Raw genomic sequence first — 24,452 nt, 5'->3', positions numbered from 1 at the left:
GTTACGACTTCAGTACCTGAGGATTAACGCAGTTTTGCTCCACCTTACCGGTCAGGGCGGCGATAAGGTTATCCACGGCGCAGGCGGCCATGTTGTAGCGGGTTTCAAAGGTGGCGGAGCCGATATGGGGCAGGGCGACCACGTTGGACATCTCCAGCAGCGGGGAGTCCACGGGCAGCGGCTCCTGTTCGAAAACGTCCAGCCCGGCACCGTGAATCTGACCTGCCTGAAGTGCTGCGATCAGCGCCTTTTCATCGACGACCGGACCGCGACCGCCGTTGATCAGAATGGCGGAAGCTTTCATCTTCGCCAACTGCGGCGCACTAATCAGATGGTGAGTTTCGTCGGTTAGCGGCAGCACCAGACAGACAAAATCCGACTCCGCCAGCAGCGTATCCAGGGAGCAGTGGCGGGCGTTAAAGCGCGCTTCGGCTTCCTGGTGGCGGCTGCGGGCGTGGTAGAGAATCGGCATACCGAAGCCCAGGTTAGCGCGCTGCGCCAGCGCCATACCGATGCGTCCCATACCGACAATGCCCATCGTTTTATGATGTACATCCACCCCGAACCAGTCCGGCGTGATACCGGAACGCCATTCGCCTCGCTTCACTCGTTGTGCAACGTCCACGGCGCGCCGCGCCGTAGTCAGCACCAGGGTCATCAGCGTATCGGCCACCGTTTCGGTAAGCACGGTAGGCGTGTGCATCAGCACAATGCCGCGTTCGGTAAGCGCCGGAACATCGTAGTTGTTATAGCCCACGGAAACGGTGGAAGCCGCGCGCAACGCGGGCATCTTTTCCAGCAGCTCGCGATTCACCGTCTGGCTGGAGCCCAGCATTCCCTCGGCATGCGCAAAAGCATCGGCGTTCTGGCTAACGGTTTGCGGGCTGAGATCCTTCACCTGCACCAGGTTGAAATGGGTCTCCAGCCGTTGTGTCAGGTCATCAGGTAGCGCTTTGTAGAGGATGACGGACGGCTTCATTGTTGATCTCTCCTTCATTCTTCAGGGCTATGCGTGGCTATGAGCGCCCGGCGTAATGGATTTCTGATTGTCTGCGGGTTTCACAATCAGAGTAAGCCACACAGAGGCAAAGAGCGCCACCCCCATAAACACGTAAGAGGCCGCCGGGCTGCCGGTTGCGCCGTTGAGGTAGCCGACGAACCAGGAGCCGAAGAAAGAGCCCAGCGCACCCATGCTGTTGATGAGCGCCATGGCGCCGCCTGCGACATTTTTCGGCAGCATTTCGGGAATGATGGCGAAGAACGGACCGTAAGGGGCATACATGGCGGCACCGGCGATCACCAGCAGAGACCAGGAGACCCAGAAGTGGTTTGCGCCCACCGCCCAGGAGGCGATAAACGCCAGCCCGCCAATCAGCAGCAGCGGCCAGACGAAGATCTTACGGCGCTGCATTTTGTCCGAAGCCCAGGAAACCACAATCATGGCGATAGTCGCGGCCAGATAAGGCACGGCTGAAAGCCAGCCCACTTCCACCATATCCATACCGGTGGCGCTGCCGCTGCGGATAATCGAAGGCAGCCACAGCACAAAGCCGTAAACGCCAATGCTCCAGGCGAAATATTGCAGGCACAGCAGCACCACGTTACGCGAACGGAAGGCTTCGCCATAGTTGCGCACCGCTTTAATCCCTTCCTGCTCTTTATCCAGTTGCGCCTGCAGTGCGGCTTTTTCACTTTCCGCCAGCCAGCCCACCTGCGACGGTTTATCTTTCACCAGTACCCACCAGCAGAAGGCCCAGATAACGGCCGGAATCCCTTCCAGAATAAACATTTCCCGCCAGCCGAAAGCGTTGATCAGGTAACCGGAAACGACGGACATCCAGAGCACGGTGACCGGATTCCCGAGGATCAGGAAGGTATTGGCGCGCGAGCGTTCCGATTTGGTAAACCAGTTACTGATGTAGATAAGCATGGCGGGCATCACCGCTGCTTCCACCACCCCAAGAATAAAGCGGATGGCCGCCAGCGCCGGGATATTGCTGATAACGCCGGTCAGCGAGGCGCAGCCGCCCCATAGAATCAGACAGACGAAGATCAGTTTGCGCACGCTACGGCGTTCGGCGTAGATAGCCCCCGGGATCTGGAAGAAGAAGTAACCCAGGAAGAATAGGGCGCCCAGCAGTGAGGAGATCCCTTTGGTGATGCCGAGATCTTCATTGATCCCTGCGGCGGAGGCGAAGCTGAAGTTTGCGCGATCGAGGTACGCCAGGCTGTACGTGATAAACACGATAGGCATGATGTACCACCAGCGTTTTACTGCATTAGTTGGACTTTTCATCGTTCTGTCCTCTGGTTGAGGCTAGCGCGCAGGGGTTGTAGGGTTAGAGGCCGATGCGCGATATTCTGGTGTTGAACTCTTTTTCACTATTCCGGAGTCGAGGCCGTTATTCGTCCAGCCCATCCCGGGTGGGTAAGCCTTCACTGTCACCACTGACCTGAATGGCCAAAGCGCCAATGTGATTACCGCGGCGGCACGCCTGCGCCAGGGATTTCCCTTCCAGCAGCGCGCTGATTGCGCCAACCGCGAAGCCGTCTCCGGCGCCTACGGTATCGACCACATTGTCCACTTTCACTGCCGCCACCGCGCCGCATTCTCCCTCTGCGGTTTTGTACCAGGCGCCGTCGGAGCCGGTCTTGATAATGACTGCCTTCACGCCGCGCTCCAGCCAGAAGTCGGCGATGCCCTGGGGCGTTTTGCGGCCGGTCAGAATCATGCCTTCCCTGAGTCCCGGAAGAACCCAGTCCGCCTGGCAGGCCAGATGGTTGAGCTTCTGCACCATTTCCGCCTCGCTTTTCCACAGCACCGGACGCAGGTTGGGATCGAACGAGATGGTTTTGCCGTTGGCCTTCATGGCCGCCGCGGCGTGGTTAAGCAGCGCCAGCGAGCTTTCGGAAAGCGCAGCGGCAACGCCGCTCAGGTGCAGATGGCGGGCGTTGTTAAACAGTGAAGGCGAATAATCCTCCACCGACAGATGGCTGGCTGCGGAGCCCTTACGGAAATACTCCACGCTGGGATCGGTTCCATCCTCGACTTTCGATTTAAGCTGAAAACCGGTGGGATACCTGGCATCAATGGAAACGCCGCGGGTATCGATCCCTTCCTGTTTCAGGACGTTAAGAACAAAGCGACCAAAGGAATCATCGCCCACCCGGCTGACCCAACTGACGTCGAAGCCCAGTCTGGCAAAGCCGGTGGCGACGTTCAGTTCCGCCCCGGCCGCTCGTTTAATAAAACTTTCGCAGTCGGCCAGATCGCCGGTTTCGCGTGCGACGAACATCGCCATCGCTTCGCCAATTGTGATGACATCGGGCATCCCTTACTCCTCGCGTAGCAGGTTGACGTAGTGGCGGGTGACGGCGGTCAGGTCGCGGCCCTCCAGCGGGAATTCAATGCCGCGCGGCACGTCCGTCGGCAGAAGGTTAAGCAGCGCCGCCCAGCGTTCACCGGCTTCATCCGGGGGCAGCGCCCGCCAGCCGTGATTGCCGGGCGCGGCGGCCTTCACATGAACGTAACCAACGGCCGGGGCAAGCTGGCGCGCTGCCTGTTCCGGAGATTCGTCCACCCACAGCCAGTTGCCCATATCAAAGGTGAGACTGACCGGTAGCTGATGCTGGCGGCAGGCATCGCGAAAACGCGCCATCGGCGCCAGGCGGCCGCCGGGAGTCTGGTCGTTTTCCACTACCAGTGCGACGGGGCTTTCCGCCAGCCACTGGCGCAGCCGATTGGCCGGAAAATTCTCCTGAAAATGGCCCAGCGAAAGCTTCAGCCAGCGGGCATTCAGACGGTGAGCTTCCAGCAGCAGTTCCGGGATTTGCGGATTCAGGCTGCCATCCAGCAGGCACAGCGTTTCGGGGGCCGAATAGCAGGCCATCAGGCCGTTGACGGCAATGGCATCCGCCAGTGAGGTCAGGTGGTCTGGCTGCGTGGAGGTAAGCAGTTCACGGCGGATTTCCACACCGTCGGCGCCGGCTTCGGCAATGATGGGCAGGACAGCGGATTGACCGCCCAACGCCTGGATACGGTCACGTCCATAGGCGGCGGTGACCACGATAATTTTTCTCTCCATCGGATTCTCCGGAGCGGCAACATCTTCTTTACACTTACGGTAAATGGAACCGGTTCCATCGAGAAGTCCTGGAGTGATAATTTATGATCGTCGTCACGAACATCGGGGTTAACGACGGGTGGAGCCCCTGACGATCAGTTCACCGGAAAATACCTGTTCGTGCACCGGATCGCTGACCCCTTCAATGCGCTTAACCACCTGTTCCAGCGCGGCATAGCCAATCTGCCAGGTGGGCTGTTTCAGCGTGGTGATGCCAACGCCTGCCAGCTCCGCCCACTCCAGTTCATCGAAGCCCAGCAGGCCGATATCGCTGCCCCAGTTAAGGCCCAGGCGTTTCAGAGAGCGGGCCACCTGAAGCGTCAGCGCGCCGTTGGCGGAGATAAGCGCTTTGCGCATGCCGCGACAGCGGCTGTTGAACTGATGCAGCAGGGCATCGAGCTGCGCGTTTTCATGCAGGGGAACTTCGGCGTTTTCCGCCACGATGCCCGGATAGCGGGAGAGAGTATGGCGGAAAGCGCGCAGCCGTTCACGGCGGGTGTTGACGGAACCCAGCGGCTCGCTAAGAAACAGAATGGCTTCGAATCCCTGCTCCACCAGATGTTCGGTGGCGGTACTGGCGGCCTGGGCGTTATCCAGCCCCACCACATCGCAGGCGAAGTCCGGTATCTTACGGTCGATAAGCACCATTGGTAGGGCTGACTGCTGCATGCGGTTGAGTCCCTCCTCACGCATACCGACGGCGTTCACCACAATCCCTTCCACCTGATAGCTGCGTAACAGATCGAGGTAATGCAGCTCCTGGTCTACTTCGTTATTGGTGTTACAGACCAGCGGCGTAAAGCCCCGCTCGCGGCAGGCGGCCTCAATACCGCTGAGCACGTCCACCGAGTAGGGATTGGTTATATCGGCGATGATAAGCCCAATCAACCGGGTACGACCGCGCTTCAGGCCCCGGGCCATTAAACTGGGGCGATAATCGAGATCGGCAATGGCCTGTTCAATACGGGCAAGAAGGGGATCGGAGAGCAGATGCTGTTCGCCGTTAAGATAGCGCGAAACGCTGGTTTTACCGGTGTTAGCCGCTTTTGCGACATCGCTGATGGTCGCTCGAGTTGATTTTTTCATCGCCGATTCCTTCGCTGAAGTGACAACACCTTAGCGCGAAAATCGGCGATGGCAAGTGGCCGGAGTTACTGCATCGGGCTTAAGGTAATCTCGACGCGGCGGTTCTGCGCCTTGCCCTGCTCGGTGCTGTTGCTGGCGATGGGGTTGGCCGGACCCATACCGCTGGTGCGAATGCGGTTAGCCTCTACGCCCTGGGTGATCAGTGAGCTGGCGACGGAGTCAGCGCGTTGTTGTGACAGGCGCATGTTCAGATCCTGCCCGCCGGTGCTGTCGGTATAACCCACCACATTAACGGCGGTCTTGTTGTACTCCTTGAGCACCATCGCCACGCCGGTCAGGGTATTGGCACCCGCCGGTTTCAGCGTTGCGCTGCTGCTATCGAAGGTGACGTTGTTCGGCATGTTGAGGATGATGTTATCGCCGTTGCGTGTGACGCTAACGCCGGTGCCTTTCATCTTGTCGCGCAGTTTGGCCTCCTGTACATCCATGTAATAACCCGCGCCGCCGCCTAATGCGGCACCTGCCGCAGCGCCAATCAGCGCGCCTTTGCCGCGATCCTTTTTCGAAGACGAGAGTACGCCTACGCCTGCGCCGACCAGCGAGCCAATACCTGCGCCAATGCCGGATTTACCCGCTTCTCGTTCGCCGGTGTAAGGGTTTGTTGTGCAGCCGGAAACCGCCAGAGCGCCGCTGACCAGAGCAGCAATATAAATAACACTACGTTTTTTCATTTTATTATTTCCTTCGTCCTTCTTTATTATGCCCCTATGGGCGTCGCGGGAGATTATGCCGTTTGATGACGCAAAACATTCCAGGCCAAATTCTGAATTTTGTGACAATTATTAACAGCATCAGAAAGAGCCCAGACATCCGGGAGCACAGACTTTGACCACTTCAACAAAAACGATTCTGACCGCGGCCCACTGGGGGCCCATGTTGGTTGAGACCGACGGTGAGCAGGTATTTTCCTCCACGGGGGCCCTGGCTTCGGTACATCCGAACTCGTTACAGAGCGCGGTGCGTGACCAGGTTCACAGTAAAACCCGCGTGCGTTGGCCGATGGTCCGTAAGGGATTCCTGACATCACCGGATAAACCGCAGGGCGTGCGCGGGCAGGATGAGTATGTGCGCGTAAGCTGGGAAGAAGCGCTGGATCTTATCCACGCGCAGCATCAACGCATTCGTGCCAGCCATGGCCCCGCCGCGATTTTCGCAGGCTCTTATGGCTGGCGATCTAACGGCATCCTGCACAAAGCGGCCACGCTACTACAGCGCTATATGAGTCAGGCGGGGGGCTATACCGGCCATCTGGGCGATTATTCCACCGGCGCGGCCCAGGTGATTATGCCCTACGTGGTGGGCAGCAATGAGGTATATCAACAGCAGACCAGTTGGCCGCTGGTGCTGGAGCACAGTGAGGTGGTGGTGCTCTGGAGCGCTAACCCGCTAAATACGTTGAAGATTGCCTGGAATGCATCAGACGAGCAGGGCATCGGCTTCTTCGAACAGCTTAAACAGAGCGGTAAGCGCCTGATTTGTATCGATCCCATGCGTTCGGAAACGGCGGCCTTCCTGGGGGATAGCGCCGAATGGGTAGCCCCACATATGGGCAGTGATGTGGCGCTGATGCTGGGTATTGCCCATACCCTGGTGGAAAACGGCTGGCACGACAGGGCGTTCCTGGACTCATGCACCCATGGTTATGACATCTTTGAGCGCTACCTGACAGGCAGGGATGACGGCGTGGCGAAAAATGCGGAGTGGGCGGCGGCCATCTGTGGTGTATCTGGCGATAAAATTCGTGAACTGGCAGATATCTTTCGCCATCATCGCACTATGTTAATGGCTGGCTGGGGCATGCAGCGCCAGCAGTATGGCGAACAGAAGCACTGGATGCTGATTACTCTGGCCGCCATGCTGGGCCAGATTGGGCTGCCCGGCGGCGGTTTTGGACTGTCGTACCACTTTGCGAACGGCGGTAACCCCACGCGTCGGGCCGCTGTACCGGCTTCGATGCAGGGCCGCGTGGCCGGGGGTAGCGATGCCGTGGAGCGCATTCCGGTAGCGCGTATTGTCGAAGCGTTGGAGAACCCCGGCGGCGTCTATCAGCATAACGGTGAAACGCGTCAGTTCCCCGATATCCGCATGGTCTGGTGGGCCGGTGGCGGTAACTTTACGCATCATCAGGATACCAACCGCCTGATTGCCGCCTGGCAGAAGCCGGAGCTGGTGGTGATCTCAGAATGTTTCTGGACGGCGGCGGCGAAGCACGCCGATATTGTGCTGCCGATTACCACTTCGTTTGAACGCAACGATCTGACCATGACCGGTGATTACAGTCAGCAGCATCTGGTGCCGATGAAGCAGGTCGTGGCGCCGCAATTCGGCGCGCGTAACGATTTCGATGTCTTCGCCTCTCTGGCCGAACGGCTGGAGCAGGGCGGTCGCGAGCGCTTTACCGAAGGGCGGGATGAAATGGCCTGGCTGAACTATTTCTACGACGTTGCACGTAAGCAGGGTGAAGCCCGCGGCGTTGCGCTGCCGGAATTCTCCGCATTCTGGGCGGCGAATCAGATTGTCGAGATGCCGGAAGATGAAAACAACGCCCGGTTTGTGCGCTTTGGCGACTTTCGGGCCGATCCCCAGGGTCATCCACTGAAGACGCCCAGCGGCAAAATCGAGATCTATTCTGAACGCATTGCCGCTTACGGTTACGCCGACTGCCCGCCTCATCCCCGCTGGCTGGCGCCGGATGAATGGCATGGCAACGCCCGGGAAGGGCAGCTTCAGTTGCTCTCTTCCCACCCCGCGCACCGGCTGCACAGCCAGTTGAACTACGCGCAGCTACGTGAACGTTATGCGGTGGCGGGGCGTGAGCCAGTCACGCTGCATCCTATTGATGCGGCAGCGCGCGGTATTGCCGATGGCGATGTGGTGCGGGTCTGGAACCAGCGCGGCCAGGTGCTGGCTGGCGCGCAGGTCACGGCGGATATTAAGCCGGGCGTCATCTGTATTCACGAGGGAGGATGGCCGGATCTGGCGCCGGAAGCCGGCAATCTTTGCCGACACGGCGCGGTCAACGTGCTGACCCTGGATATTCCTACCTCGCGGCTGGCGAACGGCTGTGCGGCTAATTCATCGCTGGTCTGGCTGGAAAAATATCAGGGGCCTGAGATGCCGGTCAGGGCGTTTGATCCGCCTGCCACTGCATAATCCAGGTGTGGTGGCGGGTGTCGCGCTGCCAGGCAGATTCCACCACGCGAAACCCCTGGGCCTGATAGAAAGCAACGGCTCGGGTGTTTTGCTGGTACACCTCCAGGCTCAGTCGCGGGTAGCGGCTCTGGGCATGGCGCAGTAGCGCGCCGCCAATGCCCCGGCGGGCGCATTCGGGGGCGACAAACAGCGCGCCGACGAAACGTTCATTCATCACGCTGACGAAGCCGCGCAGTGCGCCATCATCCCACACCCAGCTCCGGGCGTGGGGCAGATAGTCGTCGCGCACTGCGGGCAGGCTCTCGTGCCAGTAGCTGGCCGGGATAAAGGGGTGAGCCAGGGTGGTGCTCTCCAGCCATAGCGTCAGTAGCGGCGAAATATCCGCCTGAGGCACCAGGGGGCGAATCACACCTTCGATTCCGGATGGCAAAAGCAACTGGTCAGGTGGTCGTTAACCAGACCGCAGGCCTGCATAAAGGAGTAGCAGATGGTGGAGCCCACAAACTTGAAGCCGCGTTTTTTCAGTGCTTTCGACAGCGCATCGGAGGCCGGTGTGGTGACCGGAACCTCATCCAGGCTGGCGGCGTGGTTGATGATGGGCTGTCCGTCAACAAAGGACCAGACGAACTGCACAAAATCTTCGCCGTCCTGCTCCATGGCCAGCAGTGATCGGGCGTTACCGATAATCGCGGTCACTTTCCCCCGGTGGCGAATAATTCCCGGATCCTGTAACAGTCTTTCTATGTCATCGGGCGTCATTTGAGCGACCACTTCGGGGTTGAAGTGGTGGAAGGCCCGGCGGTAGTTTTCCCGCTTTTTCAGCACTGTTATCCATGACAGCCCCGCCTGCTGGCCTTCCAGGCAGATCATTTCAAACAGCTTCTGCCGATCTGTTTCCGGCATGCCCCACTCATTGTCGTGATAGGCAAGATAGAGCGGGTCCTGAGTCACCCATCCACAGCGTTGCATTGATTGCTCCTTAATCAGACCGGCGGAATCGCCAGTGGCGATAATAGCGCTTTTCGGCTGTAGCCGGTCAGGCATGACCAAAATTTGCAGCCCGGATCGCGGTGGGCGGGTAGCAGGAAAAATAAGTTAGTGCTTACTATCGTTTTGGCGAATTTCGCCGGGTGTGGTGGGAACCCGCTATTCCTGTGGTTTGCGCTCTGACACTGTGCGTCATGTGTTAACAATGGCGGAGATATGTTAATCATCAGATACTGATTTGTAATCGTTAAGGCCTTGTATAGCAAGGCATTAAAGAGAAGTGACTGCTTACTTTTTTGGTGGGTGGACAGGTGGCGCTGTCATTCATTCCCGTCCTGTGGCATTTCATTCCGCCTGAGCGGCATTTCATTCCTTTTTCCCCCTGGTCGTATTACGTGACGGATAAGGTAGCTGGCAGAGATTGACGATTTCATTTGTTGACCAGGACTTCTGCTATGAACATGACTACAACGAATCGTACCCGCTGGTTAACCCTTATCGGTACCATCATCACGCAGTTTGCGCTGGGCTCTGTCTATACCTGGAGCCTGTTTAATGGCCCGCTGGCGAATAAGTTGGGCGAACCGGTGAGCCAGGTGGCCTTTTCCTTCGGCCTGCTCAGCCTGGCGCTGGCGCTCTCCTCTTCGGTAGCGGGTAAGCTGCAGGACCGCTTCGGCGTGCGCCGGGTTTCTGTCGCTGCGGGTCTGATGCTGGGCGTGGGGCTGTGCCTGACCGCCTGGTCCAGTAACCTGATGCTCCTCTGGCTGTGCGCCGGGGTACTGGTGGGGCTGGCGGACGGGGCCGGATATCTGATGACGCTGTCGAACTGCGTTAAATGGTTCCCGGAGCGCAAGGGGCTGATTTCCGCCTTTGCCATTGGCTCCTACGGGCTGGGCAGCCTGGGCTTTAAATTTATCAACAGCCACCTGCTGGCGGCTTACGGCCTGGAAAACACCTTTATTATCTGGGGCGCGATGGCGCTGGCGATGGTACTGGCGGGCTCTGTCCTGATGAGCGATGCGCCGCAGCAGGAAGTCACCGCGGCCGATGGCAGTGCCGAACAGGATTTCACGCTGGCCGAATCCATGCGCAAACCGCAGTACTGGATGCTGGCGCTGATGTTTCTGACCGCCTGCATGAGCGGTCTGTATGTAATCGGCGTTGCCAAGGATATCGCCCAGGGGATGGTACACCTGGATGCGATGACTGCAGCCAGCGCTGTGACCGTTATCTCCATTGCCAACCTTGGCGGTCGCCTGGTGCTGGGGGTGCTGTCGGACAAAATAGCGCGTATCCGGGTGATTACCCTCGGGCAGGTGATTTCGCTGGTGGGGATGGCCGCGCTGCTGTTCGCGCCGCTAAACGCCATGACCTTTTTCGCGGCGATTGCCTGCGTAGCCTTTAACTTCGGCGGCACTATCACCGTCTATCCGTCACTGGTCAGCGAATTCTTCGGGTTGAATAACCTGACTAAAAACTACGGCGTGATCTACCTGGGCTTCGGTATCGGCAGCATCTGCGGTTCGATTATCGCGTCGCTGTTTGGCGGCTTCTATATCACCTTCTGCGTTATCTTCGCCCTGTTGATTCTGTCGCTGGCGTTCTCCACCACTATTCGTCAGCCGGGCAGCGAGCACCTGAAAGAGGTTCACGCCTGAGGTGCCAGATAGTGCGTTGCTCGTTTATCAAACCAGGCCGCCGGGACGTTATACGGCGGCCTCATTAATTGGGTAATCCCCTGTTCCACCACCTGCTGCGCCTGCTGGCGTAGTCGGGCATCCCCCAGCGTCATACTGTCCAACTGTAGTCGCTTTTCCAGCAGGTAAACCCGCGCGAAGTCGGGATCGAAATGTAATAGTTCCCGGGTGTTGTCGATAATGTCGGCCAGCTTAATGGTCTGGGCGCGGGAACAGGCGTGGGCGGTATGCTGAAAGTGCAGGCGCTTACGCTGGGCGCGGTTCATCTCTTCCGGTGTAGGCGGATTGGTCAGCATTTCTACCAGACGCGCCACTTCGGGGCCGAAATGGCTTTCGATATCGGCCAGGGTGGTATCGGTATCTTCTACGGTATCGTGCAGCCAGGCGGCGGCCAACGCGGGCTCATCTTCGGGCAGTACCAGACGTACCTGTTCCACCACCGCTGCGGGGTGGATGATATAGGGATCGTTGGTATATTTACGCCGTTGATCCTGGGCTGCATGGGCCCTTGTTGCAAAGCGGCGAGCGCGTTCTTCCAGTGACAGCATCCGTTTTCCTCCCGTGAAACCTGAGCCACTTACTCTGATGTTTTCCCATAACCTCTTATAACGCGTCCAGTTTTACCGAAAAAATTAAGCATATTCGCTCAGAATAGTCAGATACAGAATTGTCTAATTTTTATCCATTGCGAAACACCTTAAAGTATGTGCGACTTTTATTTTTCCACCTGCCTGGATTGTTGCAGATTAATCCTGTTTTACTTCGTGGGTATTCCCCTCAGAACTCTGGCGCGTTTTCAGGGTCAGATAAGTGTTTTAAGACCTTTTTATTTTTGCCGGGGCGGCTTGCATGAAATTTATAAAATCGATAACTCAGCAGAAACTCTGCTTTCTGTTGGCTATCTATATCGGCCTCTTTCTGAATGCATCGGTATTTTATCGGCGCTTCAGTCTGTTCGCACAGGACTTCACGCTGCTCGATGGCGTGACCGCCGTGGTAGAAGTGGCGGCGACAGTTCTGGTCACCTTCTTTTTGTTCCGGATTATTTCACTGTTTGGCCGTCGGCTCTGGCAGGTACTGGCCTCTTTTGTTGTGCTCTGTTCGGTGGGCGCCAGCTATTACATGACATTTTTAAATGTCGTGATTGGCTATGGCATTGTTGCCTCGGTAATGACGACGGATATCGATCTTTCGAAAGAAGTGGTCGGTAAAAATTTCATTATCTGGATGGTACTGGTCAGCGCGCTGCCGCTGCTGCTTATCTGGAGTAATCGCTGCCGTTTTACTCTGCTTCATCAACTGCGTACTCCCGGGCTGCGTCTGAAGAACCTGGCCGTGGTGGTTGTCGCCGGTCTGCTGGTTTGGGCGCCGCTGCGTTTTATTGATATCCAGATGAAAGAGATTGAAGAGGCCACCCGGGTTGATATGCCGAGCTACGGCGGCGTGGTGGCTAACTCTTATCTGCCTTCGAACTGGGTTGCGGCGCTGGGTCTCTACGCCTGGGCGCAGGTAGATGAATCAGCGGATCACAATTCGCTGATGAACCCGGCGCAGAAGTTCAAATATGAGGCGCCGAAGGGCATCGACGATACCTATGTGGTGTTTATTATCGGTGAAACCACCCGTTGGGATCATATGGGGGTGCTAGGCTATGAGCGTGATACCACGCCGAATCTCTCGCGCGAGAAGAACCTGGCGGCCTTTCGCGGTGAGTCTTGCGATACCGCAACCAAGCTTTCGCTACGCTGTATGTTCGTGCGGGAAGGGGGGGCGGAAGATAATCCGCAGCGTACCCTGAAAGAGCAGAACATTTTTGCGGTGCTGCGTCAGTTGGGTTTCAGCAGCGATCTGTTTGCGATGCAGAGTGAACTCTGGTTTTACAGTAACACCATGGCAGAAAATATTGCCTATCGTGAGATCATCGGCGCCCGCCATCAGGGCAAACGGGTGGACGATATGCTGCTGCTGGATGAGGTGAAAGATTCGCTGGCGAAACATCCTAAGGGGAAACACCTGGTGATTCTGCATACCAAGGGTTCTCACTTCTCCTACGCCCAGCGCTACACTCGTGATTACGCGAAGTGGAAGCCGGAGTGTATTGGCGGGGATAGGGACTGTAGTCAGGCAGAGCTGATCAACGCTTACGATAACTCCATCCTCTATGTGGACAGTTTTATCGATAAGGTTTATGACCAGTTCCGTGATAAGAAGGCGCTGATCTTCTATGCGTCGGATCACGGTGAGTCCATTAACGAACACGAGCGTCTGCACGGTACGCCGCGTGAAATGGCGCCGCCGGAGCAGTTCCGGGTGCCGCTGCTGGTCTGGGCTTCTGATAAGTATCTGGAGGATCCTGAGCGCGCCCGCGGCTTTGCGCATATGCAGGAAGAGGCAAAACGCGGCGTGAAGCATCGCCACGTGGAGCTGTACGACTCTATCCTGGGCTGTCTGGGCTACACATCGCCGGATGGCGGGATTCACGAGCAGAATAACTGGTGCCACATTCCGGACGCTTCGGCGGCGAAAGCAGTGGATTGATGGGATTTCAGGCGATCGATTCTCTTTTTCTTAAAAAGGATTGACGCCACAACAGGGGGGCAGTAATATGCGCCCCGCATTCGGTGATTGGCGCAGCCTGGTAGCGCACTTCGTTCGGGACGAAGGGGTCGGAGGTTCGAATCCTCTATCACCGACCAAATTCAGAAAAACCCAACCGTAAGGTTGGGTTTTTTGCTTTGTAAGGCAAGAGAGGATGAGAACCTCCGGGGGCAGAGGTTCGACTCGAGCGGAGCGAGAGAACGTTGCATAGCAACGGCCCGCAGGGCGAGCCACGGAGTGGCGAGTCATCCTCTATCACCGACCAAATTCAGAAAAACCCAACCGTAAGGTTGGGTTTTTTGCTTTCCGGGGCCCCTCAACGCCAACCGTTTGTCGGTGGCCCCCTCTCCCTTAGGGAGAGGGACGGGGTGAGGGTCCGACTCACCTTTTTTCTTCAATACCGCCATAGCATTTTCTTCTAAAACCGGAAGATTGTTCGCTATAAACCCACCATAAGCACATTGTCTGGGACAAATTTCACAGAAAAACGAACCTCATTGATGACTGATTCTTAACCTGTATTCAGCGTATTATTCTAATTAACTGGCGGTAGCATAATTTTCTGTACTGTGAATCGAGGCACAGGCTTTTTTTAAGCGTTGTTTCGTATGGCACACAATTTTGACAAAACCCCGACGACTATATTGACCTTTAGTCTGTCAGTTGACAGATTGTAGTGCGAGAAAGGGGGTAAACAGGTTCTTTGTCTGGATAACCGGGCCATAACCTCAGGGATTACCTCACTTATATTCCGAACGGGCCGGGTAAAAAATAAAAAAGGTCCGACGTTAATCCCTAAATAACGCAGGTTTTATTAACGTAGTCTGGCCTGACTCAGTGCATATACCCGTCATACTTCAAGCTGCGGATGCGTTGGCTGCACTCGCTCACCCCGGTTACATAGTACGGCTATGCTCCCGGGGATTCACGAGCCTGCCGCCTTTCTGCAACTCGAATTATTTAGGGTATAGACGACGATGTTGTCGGCGCTTTACGGCCAGCTACAGTGAAACAATCGGTGTTATGGCGGGGGAAAACAACGCACAACACACATCACACTGGAGCAAAATTGATGAGAAATTCCTTGCGAAAATCAGGGATGATAAAACTGGGTCTTGGCCTGCTGGCTATGACCATCGCCGCGAGCGTACAGTCAAAAACACTGGTTTATTGTTCAGAAGCTTCTCCGGAAGGGTTTAACCCGCAGTTGTTCACCTCTGGCACTACTAACGATGCCAGCGCGTTTCCCATTTATAACCGACTGGTGGAATTTAAGCTGGGCACCACCGATCTGCGGCCGGGCGTCGCGGAAAAATGGGACGTCAGCGAAGATGGTAAAACCTACACCTTCCATTTGCGCAAAGGCGTGAAGTGGCACACCACTAAAAACTTTAAGCCCACCCGCGATCTGAATGCCGACGATGTTATCTTCTCCTTCGATCGTCAGATGAATAAGCAGAATCCTTACCACAATGTCTCTGGCGGCAGCTATGAGTACTTTGAAGGTATGGGATTCCCGGCGCTGATTAAAGAAGTGAAGAAGGTTGACGACTATACCGTCCAGATAGTGCTGAACCGCCCCGAAGCGCCGTTCCTGGCCGATCTGGCGATGAGCTTCTCTTCCATCCTGTCTAAAGAGTATGCCGATGCCATGCTGAAGGCGGGCACGCCAGAGAAGTTGGATCTCAACCCGGTGGGAACCGGCCCGTTCCAGTTAGTGCAGTATCAGAAAGACTCCCGCATCCTCTACAAAGCCTTTAAGGATTACTGGGGAGATAAAGCGAAGGTCGATCGCCTGGTCTTCTCCATCACGCCTGACGCCTCGGTACGCTACGCCAAGCTACAGAAAAACGAATGCCAAATCATGCCTTATCCCAATCCGGCGGATATCGAAGGTATGAAGAAGGATAAAAATATCACCATGATGGAGCAGCCGGGACTTAACGTCGGTTATCTGTCCTTCAACGTTGAAAAGCCGCCGCTGGATAATGTGAAGGTTCGCCAGGCGTTGACCTGGGCGGTGAACAAAGAGGCGATTATCAAAGCCGTTTACCAGGGCGCAGGCCAGCCGGCTAAAAACCTGATTCCGCCCACCATGTGGAGCTACAACGACGATGTGAAGGACTACAGCTACGACCCGGAAAAAGCGAAGCAGTTGCTGAAAGAGGCCGGAATGGAAAAAGGCTTCACCATCGATCTGTGGGCTATGCCGGTACAGCGTCCTTATAACCCCAATGCCCGTCGTATGGCAGAGATGATCCAGGCCGACTGGGCGAAAATTGGCGTGAAGGCGAAGATTGTCTCCTACGAGTGGGGTGAATACCTCAAGCGCGCCAAAGATGGCGAGCATCAGACCGTGATGATGGGCTGGACCGGTGACAATGGGGATCCGGATAACTTCTTCGCCACTCTGTTCAGCTGCGCGGCGGCTAAAGATGGCTCCAACTATTCTCGCTGGTGCTATAAGCCGTTCGAGGATCTGATTCAGACTGCCCGTGCTTCAGACAACCACGATAAGCGTATTGAACTCTACAAGCAGGCCCAGGTGGTTATGCACGATCAGGCTCCGGCGCTGATCATCGCTCACTCCACCGTCTATGAGCCGGTGCGTAAAGAGGTGAAGGGCTATGTTGTGGATCCGCTGGGCAACCACCATTTTGATCAGGTTTCTTTAGACGAGTAATCCTGGCCCGTTCCGCTATGATGCGCCGCCTTCCTGCTCCCGTTTGGGAGCGGGAGGGTTTCGTATCTGTAACACATCCTATCCCGCCGGACGGTCGGTGGCGTTCGCCAGACGGCGCCAGCGCCGGGGGGAGATAACAGAGAATCCAGGATATGCTGCAGTTTATTCTCAGACGTCTGGGGTTGGTTATCCCAACGTTTATTGGTATCACGCTGCTGACCTTCGCCTTTGTGCATATGATTCCCGGCGATCCGGTGATGATTATGGCGGGCGAGCGCGGTATGTCTGCTGAGCGTCATGCTCAGCTTCTGGCGCAGTTGGGGCTCGATAAGCCGCTCTGGCAGCAATATTTCACCTATGTCTGGAACGTGCTGCATGGCGATCTGGGCATCTCCCTGAAAAGCCGCATCCCGGTCTGGGATGAATTCGTTCCGCGCTTTAAGGCCACGCTGGAACTGGGCGTGTGCGCCATGATCTTCGCCGTGGCGGTGGGAATTCCGGTAGGTGTACTGGCGGCGGTCAAACGTGGCTCAATCTTCGATCACACCGCTGTGGGGCTGGCGCTGACCGGCTACTCCATGCCCATTTTCTGGTGGGGCATGATGCTGATTATGCTGGTGTCGGTGCAGTTAGATCTGACGCCGGTTTCCGGGCGCATCAGCGATATGGTGTTTCTGGACGATACCATGCCGCTGACCGGCTTTATGCTGATTGATACCGCGCTCTGGGGCGAAGAGGGCGACTTCATTAACGCGCTGGGACATTTGGTGTTGCCCTCCATCGTACTGGGCACCATTCCGCTGGCGGTGATTGTGCGTATGACCCGCTCCTCAATGCTGGAAGTGCTGGGCGAGGACTATATCCGCACCGCTCGCGCCAAGGGGCTGAGCCGCCTTAGGGTGATCATCGTGCACGCCCTGCGTAATGCGATGCTGCCGGTGGTGACGGTGATTGGCTTGCAGGTCGGCACCCTGCTGGCGGGAGCGATTCTGACCGAAACTATTTTCTCCTGGCCGGGGCTTGGCCGCTGGTTGATTGAGGCGCTACAGCGCCGCGATTATCCGGTAGTGCAGGGCGGCGTACTGCTGGTGGCGACCATGATTATCCTGGTGAATCTGCTGGTGGATCTGCTGTACGGCGTGGTGAATCCGCGCATTCGCCACAGGAAGTAAGGGGAGCATCATGACGCAACTGACTGAAAATAATCTGAGCGCGCCGGTGCCGATGTCTCCGCTGCGTGAATTCTGGTTCTACTTCCGACGCAACAAAGGCGCGGTAGTTGGCCTGGCCTATATCGTGATGATGTTTGCGATTGCACTACTGGCTAATTTTATTGCGCCGCATAACCCGGCGGAGCAGTTCCGCGATGCGCTGCTGCATCCGCCTGTGTGGCAGGAAGGAGGAAGCTGGCAGCATATTCTGGGGACCGATGACGTGGGGCGCGATGTGCTGTCTCGCCTGATGCACGGCGCCCGACTGTCACTGCTGGTGGGCTGTCTGGTGGTGGCGCTGTCGCTGGTGATGGGGATTATCCTCGGCCTGGTGGCAGGCTACTTCGGCGGCGTGGTGGATATTGCCATTATGCGCGTGGTCGACATTATGCTGGCGCTACCCAGCCTGCTGCTGGCGTTGGTACTGGTGGCTATCTTCGGCCCGTCTATCGTTAATGCCTCGCTGGCGCTGACCTTTGTGGCGCTGCCGCACTATGTGCGACTGACCCGCGCCGCGGTACTGGCGGAGGTTAATCGGGACTATGTGACCGCTTCCCGGGTGGCGGGCGCAGGCGCGCTGCGCCAGATGTTTATCAATATCTTCCCGAACTGCCTTGCTCCGCTGATCGTTCAGGCGTCGCTCGGTTTTTCTAATGCCATTCTCGATATGGCTGCTCTTGGCTTCCTGGGGATGGGGGCGCAGCCGCCCACGCCGGAATGGGGCACCATGCTCTCGGATGTTCTGCAGTTTGCCCAGAGTGCCTGGTGGGTCGTGACCTTCCCGGGACTGGCCATTCTGCTGACGGTGCTGGCGTTTAACCTGATGGGGGACGGCCTGCGTGACGCCCTCGATCCCAAACTCAAGCAGTAAAGAGGCATGAGATGGCGTTACTGAATGTTGATAATTTATCGGTGCACTTCGGCGACGAAGTGGCGCCGTTCCGTGCCGTGGACCGCGTGAGCTATAGCGTGGATCAGGGCGAAGTGGTGGGCATTGTCGGTGAGTCCGGCTCTGGCAAGTCGGTGAGTTCCCTGGCGTTGATGGGGCTTATCGACTTCCCGGGCAAAGTGATGGCGCAGGAGCTGATGTTCAGCGGCCAGGATTTGCAGCGACTTTCTTCACGGGATCGCCGCAATCTGGTGGGGGCCGATGTGGCGATGATCTTCCAGGATCCGATGACCAGCCTGAACCCCTGTTACACCGTGGGCTATCAGATTATGGAAGCGATTAAGGTGCATCAGGGCGGCAATCGCCGCACCCGGCGCCAGCGGGCTATTGACCTGCTGAACCTGGTGGGGATCCCCGATCCGGCATCAAGGCTGGAGGTGTATCCGCATCAGCTCTCTGGTGGTATGAGCCAGCGCGTGATGATCGCCATGGCGATCGCCTGCCGACCCCGACTGCTGATTGCCGATGAACCCACCACCGCGCTGGATGTCACCATCCAGGCGCAAATCATCGAGCTACTGTTGGACCTGCAGCAGAAAGAGAACATGGCGCTGATTCTGATCACGCACGATCTGGCGCTGGTAGCCGAAGCCGCCCACAAGATAATCGTCATGTATGCCGGACAGGTGGTAGAGACCGGAATGGCGGAAGAGATCTTCCGTGCGCCTCGCCATCCTTACACTCAGGCACTACTGCGGGCGCTGCCGGAGTTTGCGCACGACAAGGCGCGGCTGGCTTCACTGCCGGGCGTGGTTCCGGGTAAATACGACAGGCCGTCCGGCTGCCTGCTGAACCCGCGCTGCCCTTACGCTACCGATCGCTGTCGGGCAGAAGAGCCAGGACTTGCAAGCCTTGAAGAGGGCCGTCAGTCGAAGTGCCACTATCCGCTTGATGATGCCGGGAGGCCGACGCTATGAGCAATCAAGATAACCCCGGCCAGCCGCTGTTGCAGGCCACCGATTTGAAAAAGTACTACCCGGTGAAAACCGGGATGTTTGCGCCGGAACGCCAGGTAAAGGCGCTGGACGGCGTCTCTTTCACCCTGGATCGCGGTAAAACCCTGGCGGTGGTGGGCGAATCCGGCTGCGGTAAGTCCACTCTGGGGCGCCTGCTGACCATGATAGAGACGCCAACCGGGGGCGAGCTTTACTGGCAGGGCCAGGACCTGCTGAAGCATGACCCTCAGGCGGATAAGCTGCGGCGCCAGAAGATCCAGATTGTATTCCAGAATCCCTATGCTTCGCTGAATCCGCGTAAAAAGGTGGGCCAGATTCTGGAAGAGCCGCTGCTGATTAATACCGGGCTTGGCAAAGTGGAACGTCGGGAAAAGGCCATGGCGATGATGGCGAAAGTAGGGCTGAAACAGGAGCACTACGATCGCTATCCGCATATGTTTTCCGGCGGTCAGCGTCAGCGCATCGCGATTGCGCGCGGGCTGATGCTGGACCCGGACGTGGTGATTGCCGATGAACCTGTTTCGGCGTTGGATGTGTCGGTACGGGCGCAGGTGCTGAACCTGATGATGGATCTGCAGCAGGAGATGGGGCTCTCCTACGTCTTTATCTCGCACGATCTTTCGGTAGTGGAGCACATCGCCGATGAGGTGATGGTGATGTATCTGGGGCGCTGCGTAGAAAAAGGCACTAAGTCGCAGATCTTCGATAACCCGCGCCACCCTTACACCCAGGCGCTGTTGTCGGCTACGCCGCGTCTTAACCCGGAGCAACGCCGGGAGCGGATTAAGCTCGCTGGCGAACTGCCCAGTCCGCTGAATCCGCCGCCGGGTTGCGCCTTCAGCGCCCGCTGCCGCCGCTGTTTTGAACCCTGTACCCAAACCCCACCGCAGCTTAAGTCATACCAGGGGCAACTGGTGGCCTGCTTTGCCGTGGATAAGGACGAAGGAAATGACGGTGATTCCCCCTGCGCGGCTTGAGTGAGGTAGCAGTATGTTTCGAGAGCGCCCTGTGGCGCTCTTTTTTTGTTTGTTCACTGAATGGAAACGTCAGTAATATCTATTTTTGCGTGTACTTTTCTGTATTTTTATTTGATGCATTGTTAGAAATGTCCGAATCTAAATTGTATGCCGTTATATGGGTTGTGTTACCCCTCTTAAAATTTAAAATTCCGTGTGAAAAATCTCATTTTTAAGGAAAGTCTTTATAGGAAATTAATCCGGGAATAGTCTTAAAAATTGATTAGTTATCCTGGAGATAGATTTTCTGTCTGTGGCTTGGCGTACCCATCATTAGGAGATAGGTTGGTTTTAGCCAGACAGGAAATTATCTTCTTCGAAAGCGCTCCGTAGCGAAAGAACACTTTTGCCGGAGAAGATGGAAGCCCTGTATCAGGAAGAAACTTCATGCGGATTTTACCTGGAGTAAGGAAACGACTCGCTGTTCAGATAGCCCTGGCGCTGCTGCCTGCCTCTGTTTGTGCCAGTGATTTGGTGATTGATAACGGCAGCCAGGTCTCGGCGGTCTGGGCCATCAACGGCGTATCGGGTGGGCCCGGACAAGGTATTGTGCTGGGGGCAGGAAATATTGTTATTAATGGCGGTGCGACCATTGACAGCTCAAATGTATCGGCAGCGTTCGCCAGATATGTGGTTTACGCTAATGGCAGCGCTATTGATTTGGGCAGCGGGACCCAAATGATTTCTGGTAATAGCGCGAATGCGTTGACCGTTGAGAATGGCGGGATGGTGCGTGGCCAGGATCTCGATATTCAGGCTACAGATGAAAACTATGGTCAGAATATGGCGCAGTTATATGGTATAAACACGATTGCGAGGTCAGAAAATGCCAGTTCGCAATTCGTGAATTTAACTGGCTTATCTCAGATAAAACTTAATAATAGCTCGGGTGACATCACCGGGATATTGGCAAGCTGTACCCCGGCGGGGAACTGTAACACCAGCCAGAGCACCAATGTTCAACTTGAGAATCTGGGATTAAATATTATCGCGCAAGGCAATGCCACGGGCATTGAGGCCGCAGGGCAGAATATCGCGATGAATCAATCTTCGATCGTGGTGAACAGCGGTAGCCACGATGTGAATATCCAGGGACTGGTCACCAGCGGCGGCAGTATTACCGCTACCGGTTACACCGACCTGTCGGTTTCCGGCAATGGTCTGTTAACGGCGGTGTCTGCCAGCGGTCCCACGGCATCGGGACTGGCGAATATCGATCTGCAAGGTGGAGCCGTGCTGACGCTGGTACGTGATGCGGGAAATACCCATGGAATCAACGGCGTGGTGGCCAGTGACGGTGCGAACGTACAGTTAAGCGATACCTGGGTCATGCTTGACAGCAATGCCAGCGTCAGTGAAACCGATCGCTTTATCACCGCGCAAAACAGCCGGGATGATGTGGCTTCGACTATTGCGGTGGACGGCGAGCTGAATATTGCGGTGTCGGAAGGTTCGCCGTTGGGCAACGACCTGATTTACGTGGGGGCCGAAGGCAACAGCGCCATCGATCTGAACGGCAGCGTCAATCTGGGCGATCTGCGCACGGCAGATAACGCCACCGCTTTTTTTGCTCAGGACGGCGGTAAAGTGACGCTCAATGACCAGACGGTGAACGCCTGGGGCGCAGTGGTTGCCGATAGCGGGGATATCGATCTGCGCACGGCGGATAACTCCTATCTCTACAGCACCATGACGGCCATGAATGGCGGTACGGTGAATCTGGCGCTGAACGGTGCGGGCAGCGTCTGGGATATGACCGGTAACTCAACGCTGACCGGTTTGCAGCTTAACGGCGGCACCATTAACTTTCTGAATGATTCCGGTTCGGAATTTAAGACCCTGACGGTTAATGGTGATTATCACGGCGATGGCGGAACTCTGGTGATGAACGTCACCCTGAATAGCGACAATGACTCTCCGGGCGATCGTATGGTGGTCACCGGCGACACCAGCGGTAGCACCCAGGTAGAGTTCAATAATATCTATGGTCACGGCGAACACACCGATATTGGGATCGAACTGATCACCGTTGGCGGCGTATCCGATGGCGCATTTAATCTGGATCGACGGGTTGGTATTGGTCTGTACGACTACGCGCTGGTGCAGAAAGGAAGCAACTGGTATCTGAGTAACAGCGAAGAGGATGTGACGGGCGTTATTGCCGAACCGGAAACGCCCGCTTCAGACGTAGAGTCTGGGGATGATAACGGCGCTGGCGCGAATGTGCCGGAAGCCCCGGCGGAAGAAGAAACGGGCAACGATACCGGCAGTGCGGGCGGCGGCTCCGGCGAGTCAGGTAGCGGTGGCGCGGGTACGCCGGAAGAGGCCCCCGCTGAGAACGAAAGTGGTAATGGCAGCGATAATCCGGGAGAGTCCGGGAATGGCAGCGATAATCCGGGAGAGTCCGGGAATGGCAGCGATAATCCGGGAGAATCCGGGAATGGCAGCGATAATCCGGGAGAATCAGGGAATGGCAGCGATAATTCGGGAGAATCCGGGGATGGCAGCGATAATCCGGATGAGTCCGGGAATGGCAGCGGCGGCAGTGACGATGGCAGCACCCAGGGGCGTTACGACTACACCAAGGTGTATCGCCCGGAAAGCGGTAGCTATATCGCCAATATCGCGGCAGCCAATACGCTGTTCCTTACCCGTCTGCATGACCGGCAGGGGGAGCATGAATATATCGATCCTGTCACTGGCGAACGTCACTCCACTACGCTGTGGCTGCGTAACACCGGCTCTCACAGCCGCTTTGAAGAGGCGGGCGGTCAGTTGATTAGCCGCAGCAACAGCTATGCCGTACAGCTCGGCGGCGATGTGGCGCGCTGGAGCAGCAATGAGAGCGACAGCTGGCGGCTTGGCCTGATGGCGGGCTATGGGCATAACCAGAACAAAACCCGCTCGGAACTGACCGGCTACACCTCACGCGGTCAGGTAAACGGCTATAGTGTAGGACTGTACGGTACCTGGTTTGCTGACGATGCCGGGCGTACCGGTGCCTGGGTTGATACCTGGGTTCAGTACGGCTGGTTCCATAACCGGGTTTCCGGCGACGAATTCCGCGAAGAAAAATACCGCTCCCGAGGCGTGACGGCCTCGGTAGAGGCAGGCTATGCGCTGCCGGTCGGTAGCTCCGAACGCTTCAGCTTCTGGCTGGAACCGCGCGGTCAGGCTGTCTGGATGGACGTGCGGGCGGACTCGCTGGTAGAAGATCAGGGAACCCACGTTAGCAGCAGCGGGGCGGGCAATGTGATGACCCAGCTGGGTATGCGCGCCTGGATGAAAGGACGGACGGAAAAAGGGGGTTCTGACCGCTTCCGCCCCTACGTTGAAGCCAACTGGATACATAACACCCGGACCTTTGCGGTGAAGATGAACGGCGAGCGTAACGCCATGATCGGCACCCAGAATCTGGCGGAAGTTCGGATTGGCGCCGAAGGCCAACTGAACAGCAATCTGGCGCTGTGGGCCGATGTGGGTCAGCAGGTTGGGCGCAATAAGTACAGCGATACACGCGGTACTTTGGGGATTAAGTTGCAGTTCTGATTTTGATGGGTAGATAAGGCGCTTCTTTCTTTGTGAAAGGGGCGCTTTTTTTTGGGAGCATTGCAGATGAGTGTGGAGTAAAACTGGCGGAATATGATGATGTGGTGGGCTGTTCCGTTCACTTTGGGCAACAGCTTCTCTGTTGATTCACAGCCGGTGAACGGGCCAGGGGCTCAGTCGCCGCTCCCTGGCAACCCGGGCTTTCCGGCAGTAAAAAACGCCCTTCGGGGCCCCTTCGCTTATCACTCCGGGCTTTTCGGACCGGGCGAGAGCCGCCATTCCTGGCGGCCCCGCCCTGTCGCGACATCCTTGTCGCTCCTCCGGCCCTGCGTGAACGCTCCGGCGTTTTTTAAGCCGGAATAAAACCCTGCTGGCTCCGCTGT

The 24,452-nt window shown here is 56.8% G+C and carries 18 protein-coding genes, 1 tRNA gene and 1 other RNA gene; 11 read left to right on the top strand and 9 right to left on the bottom strand.

Annotated elements, in window-relative coordinates:
* Nucleotide 1: 1 nt before the first annotated feature.
* The 6 genes from ghrB to SCU88_RS23825 all read right to left on the bottom strand — a co-directional run bounded on the left by ghrB (nt 2) and on the right by SCU88_RS23825 (nt 5,941).
* Nucleotides 2–979: a glyoxylate/hydroxypyruvate reductase GhrB gene (gene ghrB / locus SCU88_RS23850; RefSeq protein ID WP_175340090.1), complete on the bottom strand. Its 978-nt coding sequence runs from the start codon at nt 977–979 to the stop codon at nt 2–4.
* Between the two features lie 27 nt (nt 980–1,006).
* Nucleotides 1,007–2,296 (bottom strand): MFS transporter, encoded by a 1,290-nt coding sequence (locus tag SCU88_RS23845; RefSeq protein WP_175340089.1) that lies wholly within the window; start codon nt 2,294–2,296, stop codon nt 1,007–1,009.
* Between the two features lie 106 nt (nt 2,297–2,402).
* Nucleotides 2,403–3,332, bottom strand: coding sequence for a sugar kinase (locus tag SCU88_RS23840; RefSeq protein ID WP_138094835.1), 930 nt, complete (start codon nt 3,330–3,332; stop codon nt 2,403–2,405).
* Nucleotides 3,333–3,335: 3 nt separating this feature from the next.
* Nucleotides 3,336–4,085, bottom strand: coding sequence for a sugar phosphate isomerase/epimerase family protein (locus SCU88_RS23835; RefSeq protein WP_138094833.1), 750 nt, complete (start codon nt 4,083–4,085; stop codon nt 3,336–3,338).
* Nucleotides 4,086–4,193: 108 nt separating this feature from the next.
* Nucleotides 4,194–5,210 (bottom strand): substrate-binding domain-containing protein, encoded by a 1,017-nt coding sequence (locus tag SCU88_RS23830; protein WP_175340088.1) that lies wholly within the window; start codon nt 5,208–5,210, stop codon nt 4,194–4,196.
* Nucleotides 5,211–5,275: 65 nt separating this feature from the next.
* The gene (locus tag SCU88_RS23825) at nt 5,276–5,941 is read right to left on the bottom strand and encodes an OmpA family lipoprotein (protein ID WP_175340087.1); all 666 of its coding nucleotides are present in this window, start codon (nt 5,939–5,941) and stop codon (nt 5,276–5,278) included.
* A gap of 202 nt (nt 5,942–6,143) precedes the next feature.
* On the opposite strand from SCU88_RS23825, the gene SCU88_RS23820 reads away from it, so the two are divergent.
* Entirely contained in the window at nt 6,144–8,423 is a 2,280-nt protein-coding gene (locus SCU88_RS23820) for a molybdopterin guanine dinucleotide-containing S/N-oxide reductase (protein ID WP_431810189.1), read from the top strand.
* Here SCU88_RS23820 and SCU88_RS23815 read toward each other — a convergent pair.
* On the bottom strand, nt 8,392–8,829 hold the full coding sequence (locus SCU88_RS23815; protein WP_241666609.1) for an N-acetyltransferase: 438 nt from the start codon (nt 8,827–8,829) through the stop codon (nt 8,392–8,394). The two genes, SCU88_RS23820 and SCU88_RS23815, sit on opposite strands and share 32 nt — an antisense overlap.
* A complete protein-coding gene (gene tag, locus SCU88_RS23810; RefSeq protein ID WP_175340220.1) occupies nt 8,829–9,392 on the bottom strand; it encodes a DNA-3-methyladenine glycosylase I in 564 nt (187 codons plus the stop codon). The genes SCU88_RS23815 and tag overlap by 1 nt, the downstream gene beginning before the upstream one ends.
* 473 nt (nt 9,393–9,865) lie before the next feature.
* Between tag and SCU88_RS23805 the strand changes: the two genes are divergently transcribed.
* Entirely contained in the window at nt 9,866–11,068 is a 1,203-nt protein-coding gene (locus SCU88_RS23805) for an L-lactate MFS transporter (RefSeq protein WP_175340085.1), read from the top strand.
* Here SCU88_RS23805 and SCU88_RS23800 read toward each other — a convergent pair.
* The gene (locus SCU88_RS23800; protein ID WP_175340084.1) at nt 11,059–11,655 is read right to left on the bottom strand and encodes an HD domain-containing protein; all 597 of its coding nucleotides are present in this window, start codon (nt 11,653–11,655) and stop codon (nt 11,059–11,061) included. The genes SCU88_RS23805 and SCU88_RS23800 overlap by 10 nt on opposite strands.
* Nucleotides 11,656–11,956: 301 nt before the next feature.
* Here SCU88_RS23800 and eptB point away from each other — a divergent pair, with 301 nt between their 5' ends.
* The 9 genes from eptB (at nt 11,957) to SCU88_RS23755 (ending at nt 24,069) form a co-directional block, all read left to right on the top strand.
* The gene (gene eptB, locus SCU88_RS23795) at nt 11,957–13,645 is read left to right on the top strand and encodes a kdo(2)-lipid A phosphoethanolamine 7''-transferase (protein ID WP_175340083.1); all 1,689 of its coding nucleotides are present in this window, start codon (nt 11,957–11,959) and stop codon (nt 13,643–13,645) included.
* An 81-nt stretch (nt 13,646–13,726) separates the two neighbouring features.
* A tRNA-Pro gene (locus SCU88_RS23790) sits at nt 13,727–13,803 on the top strand.
* A gap of 35 nt (nt 13,804–13,838) precedes the next feature.
* Nucleotides 13,839–13,970, top strand: a non-coding RNA gene (locus tag SCU88_RS23785) — RtT sRNA.
* Nucleotides 13,971–14,777: 807 nt separating this feature from the next.
* On the top strand, nt 14,778–16,388 hold the full coding sequence (dppA, locus tag SCU88_RS23780) for a dipeptide ABC transporter periplasmic-binding protein DppA (protein WP_175340082.1): 1,611 nt from the start codon (nt 14,778–14,780) through the stop codon (nt 16,386–16,388).
* Between the two features lie 152 nt (nt 16,389–16,540).
* Entirely contained in the window at nt 16,541–17,560 is a 1,020-nt protein-coding gene (gene dppB / locus SCU88_RS23775; RefSeq protein WP_138094817.1) for a dipeptide ABC transporter permease DppB, read from the top strand.
* A 10-nt stretch (nt 17,561–17,570) separates the two neighbouring features.
* Nucleotides 17,571–18,470, top strand: coding sequence for a dipeptide ABC transporter permease DppC (gene dppC / locus SCU88_RS23770; protein WP_138094815.1), 900 nt, complete (start codon nt 17,571–17,573; stop codon nt 18,468–18,470).
* Between the two features lie 11 nt (nt 18,471–18,481).
* Entirely contained in the window at nt 18,482–19,465 is a 984-nt protein-coding gene (gene dppD, locus SCU88_RS23765) for a dipeptide ABC transporter ATP-binding protein (protein ID WP_175340081.1), read from the top strand.
* Nucleotides 19,462–20,481, top strand: a complete 1,020-nt coding sequence (gene dppF, locus SCU88_RS23760; RefSeq protein ID WP_175340080.1) for a dipeptide ABC transporter ATP-binding subunit DppF — start codon at nt 19,462–19,464, stop codon at nt 20,479–20,481. Before dppD ends, dppF begins: the two co-directional genes overlap by 4 nt.
* Nucleotides 20,482–20,907: 426 nt before the next feature.
* Complete coding sequence (locus SCU88_RS23755; protein ID WP_175340079.1) at nt 20,908–24,069, top strand: autotransporter outer membrane beta-barrel domain-containing protein; 3,162 nt, start codon at nt 20,908–20,910, stop codon at nt 24,067–24,069.
* Nucleotides 24,070–24,452: the final 383 nt, after the last annotated feature.

The sequence above is a fragment of the Jejuibacter sp. L23 genome (assembly GCF_050815825.1).
Taxonomy (GTDB): Bacteria; Pseudomonadota; Gammaproteobacteria; order Enterobacterales; family Enterobacteriaceae; genus Jejubacter; species Jejubacter calystegiae.
This window is presented reverse-complemented; position numbering and strand designations above follow the sequence as displayed.

Bases quoted from the DNA above. Each gene is read 5' to 3' on its own strand.
- dppD (WP_175340081.1), top strand. From the start codon at position 18,482: ATGGCGTTACTGAATGTTGATAATTTATCGGTGCACTTCGGCGACGAA.
- SCU88_RS23830 (WP_175340088.1), bottom strand. From the start codon at position 5,210: ATGAAAAAATCAACTCGAGCGACCATCAGCGATGTCGCAAAAGCGGCT.
- eptB (WP_175340083.1), top strand. From the start codon at position 11,957: ATGAAATTTATAAAATCGATAACTCAGCAGAAACTCTGCTTTCTGTTG.
- tag (WP_175340220.1), bottom strand. From the start codon at position 9,392: ATGCAACGCTGTGGATGGGTGACTCAGGACCCGCTCTATCTTGCCTAT.
- ghrB (WP_175340090.1), bottom strand. From the start codon at position 979: ATGAAGCCGTCCGTCATCCTCTACAAAGCGCTACCTGATGACCTGACA.
- SCU88_RS23840 (WP_138094835.1), bottom strand. From the start codon at position 3,332: ATGCCCGATGTCATCACAATTGGCGAAGCGATGGCGATGTTCGTCGCA.
- SCU88_RS23820 (WP_431810189.1), top strand. From the start codon at position 6,144: ATGTTGGTTGAGACCGACGGTGAGCAGGTATTTTCCTCCACGGGGGCC.
- dppC (WP_138094815.1), top strand. From the start codon at position 17,571: ATGACGCAACTGACTGAAAATAATCTGAGCGCGCCGGTGCCGATGTCT.
- SCU88_RS23800 (WP_175340084.1), bottom strand. From the start codon at position 11,655: ATGCTGTCACTGGAAGAACGCGCTCGCCGCTTTGCAACAAGGGCCCAT.
- dppA (WP_175340082.1), top strand. From the start codon at position 14,778: ATGAGAAATTCCTTGCGAAAATCAGGGATGATAAAACTGGGTCTTGGC.
- dppF (WP_175340080.1), top strand. From the start codon at position 19,462: ATGAGCAATCAAGATAACCCCGGCCAGCCGCTGTTGCAGGCCACCGAT.
- SCU88_RS23845 (WP_175340089.1), bottom strand. From the start codon at position 2,296: ATGAAAAGTCCAACTAATGCAGTAAAACGCTGGTGGTACATCATGCCT.
- SCU88_RS23825 (WP_175340087.1), bottom strand. From the start codon at position 5,941: ATGAAAAAACGTAGTGTTATTTATATTGCTGCTCTGGTCAGCGGCGCT.
- SCU88_RS23835 (WP_138094833.1), bottom strand. From the start codon at position 4,085: ATGGAGAGAAAAATTATCGTGGTCACCGCCGCCTATGGACGTGACCGT.
- SCU88_RS23755 (WP_175340079.1), top strand. From the start codon at position 20,908: ATGCGGATTTTACCTGGAGTAAGGAAACGACTCGCTGTTCAGATAGCC.
- dppB (WP_138094817.1), top strand. From the start codon at position 16,541: ATGCTGCAGTTTATTCTCAGACGTCTGGGGTTGGTTATCCCAACGTTT.
- SCU88_RS23805 (WP_175340085.1), top strand. From the start codon at position 9,866: ATGAACATGACTACAACGAATCGTACCCGCTGGTTAACCCTTATCGGT.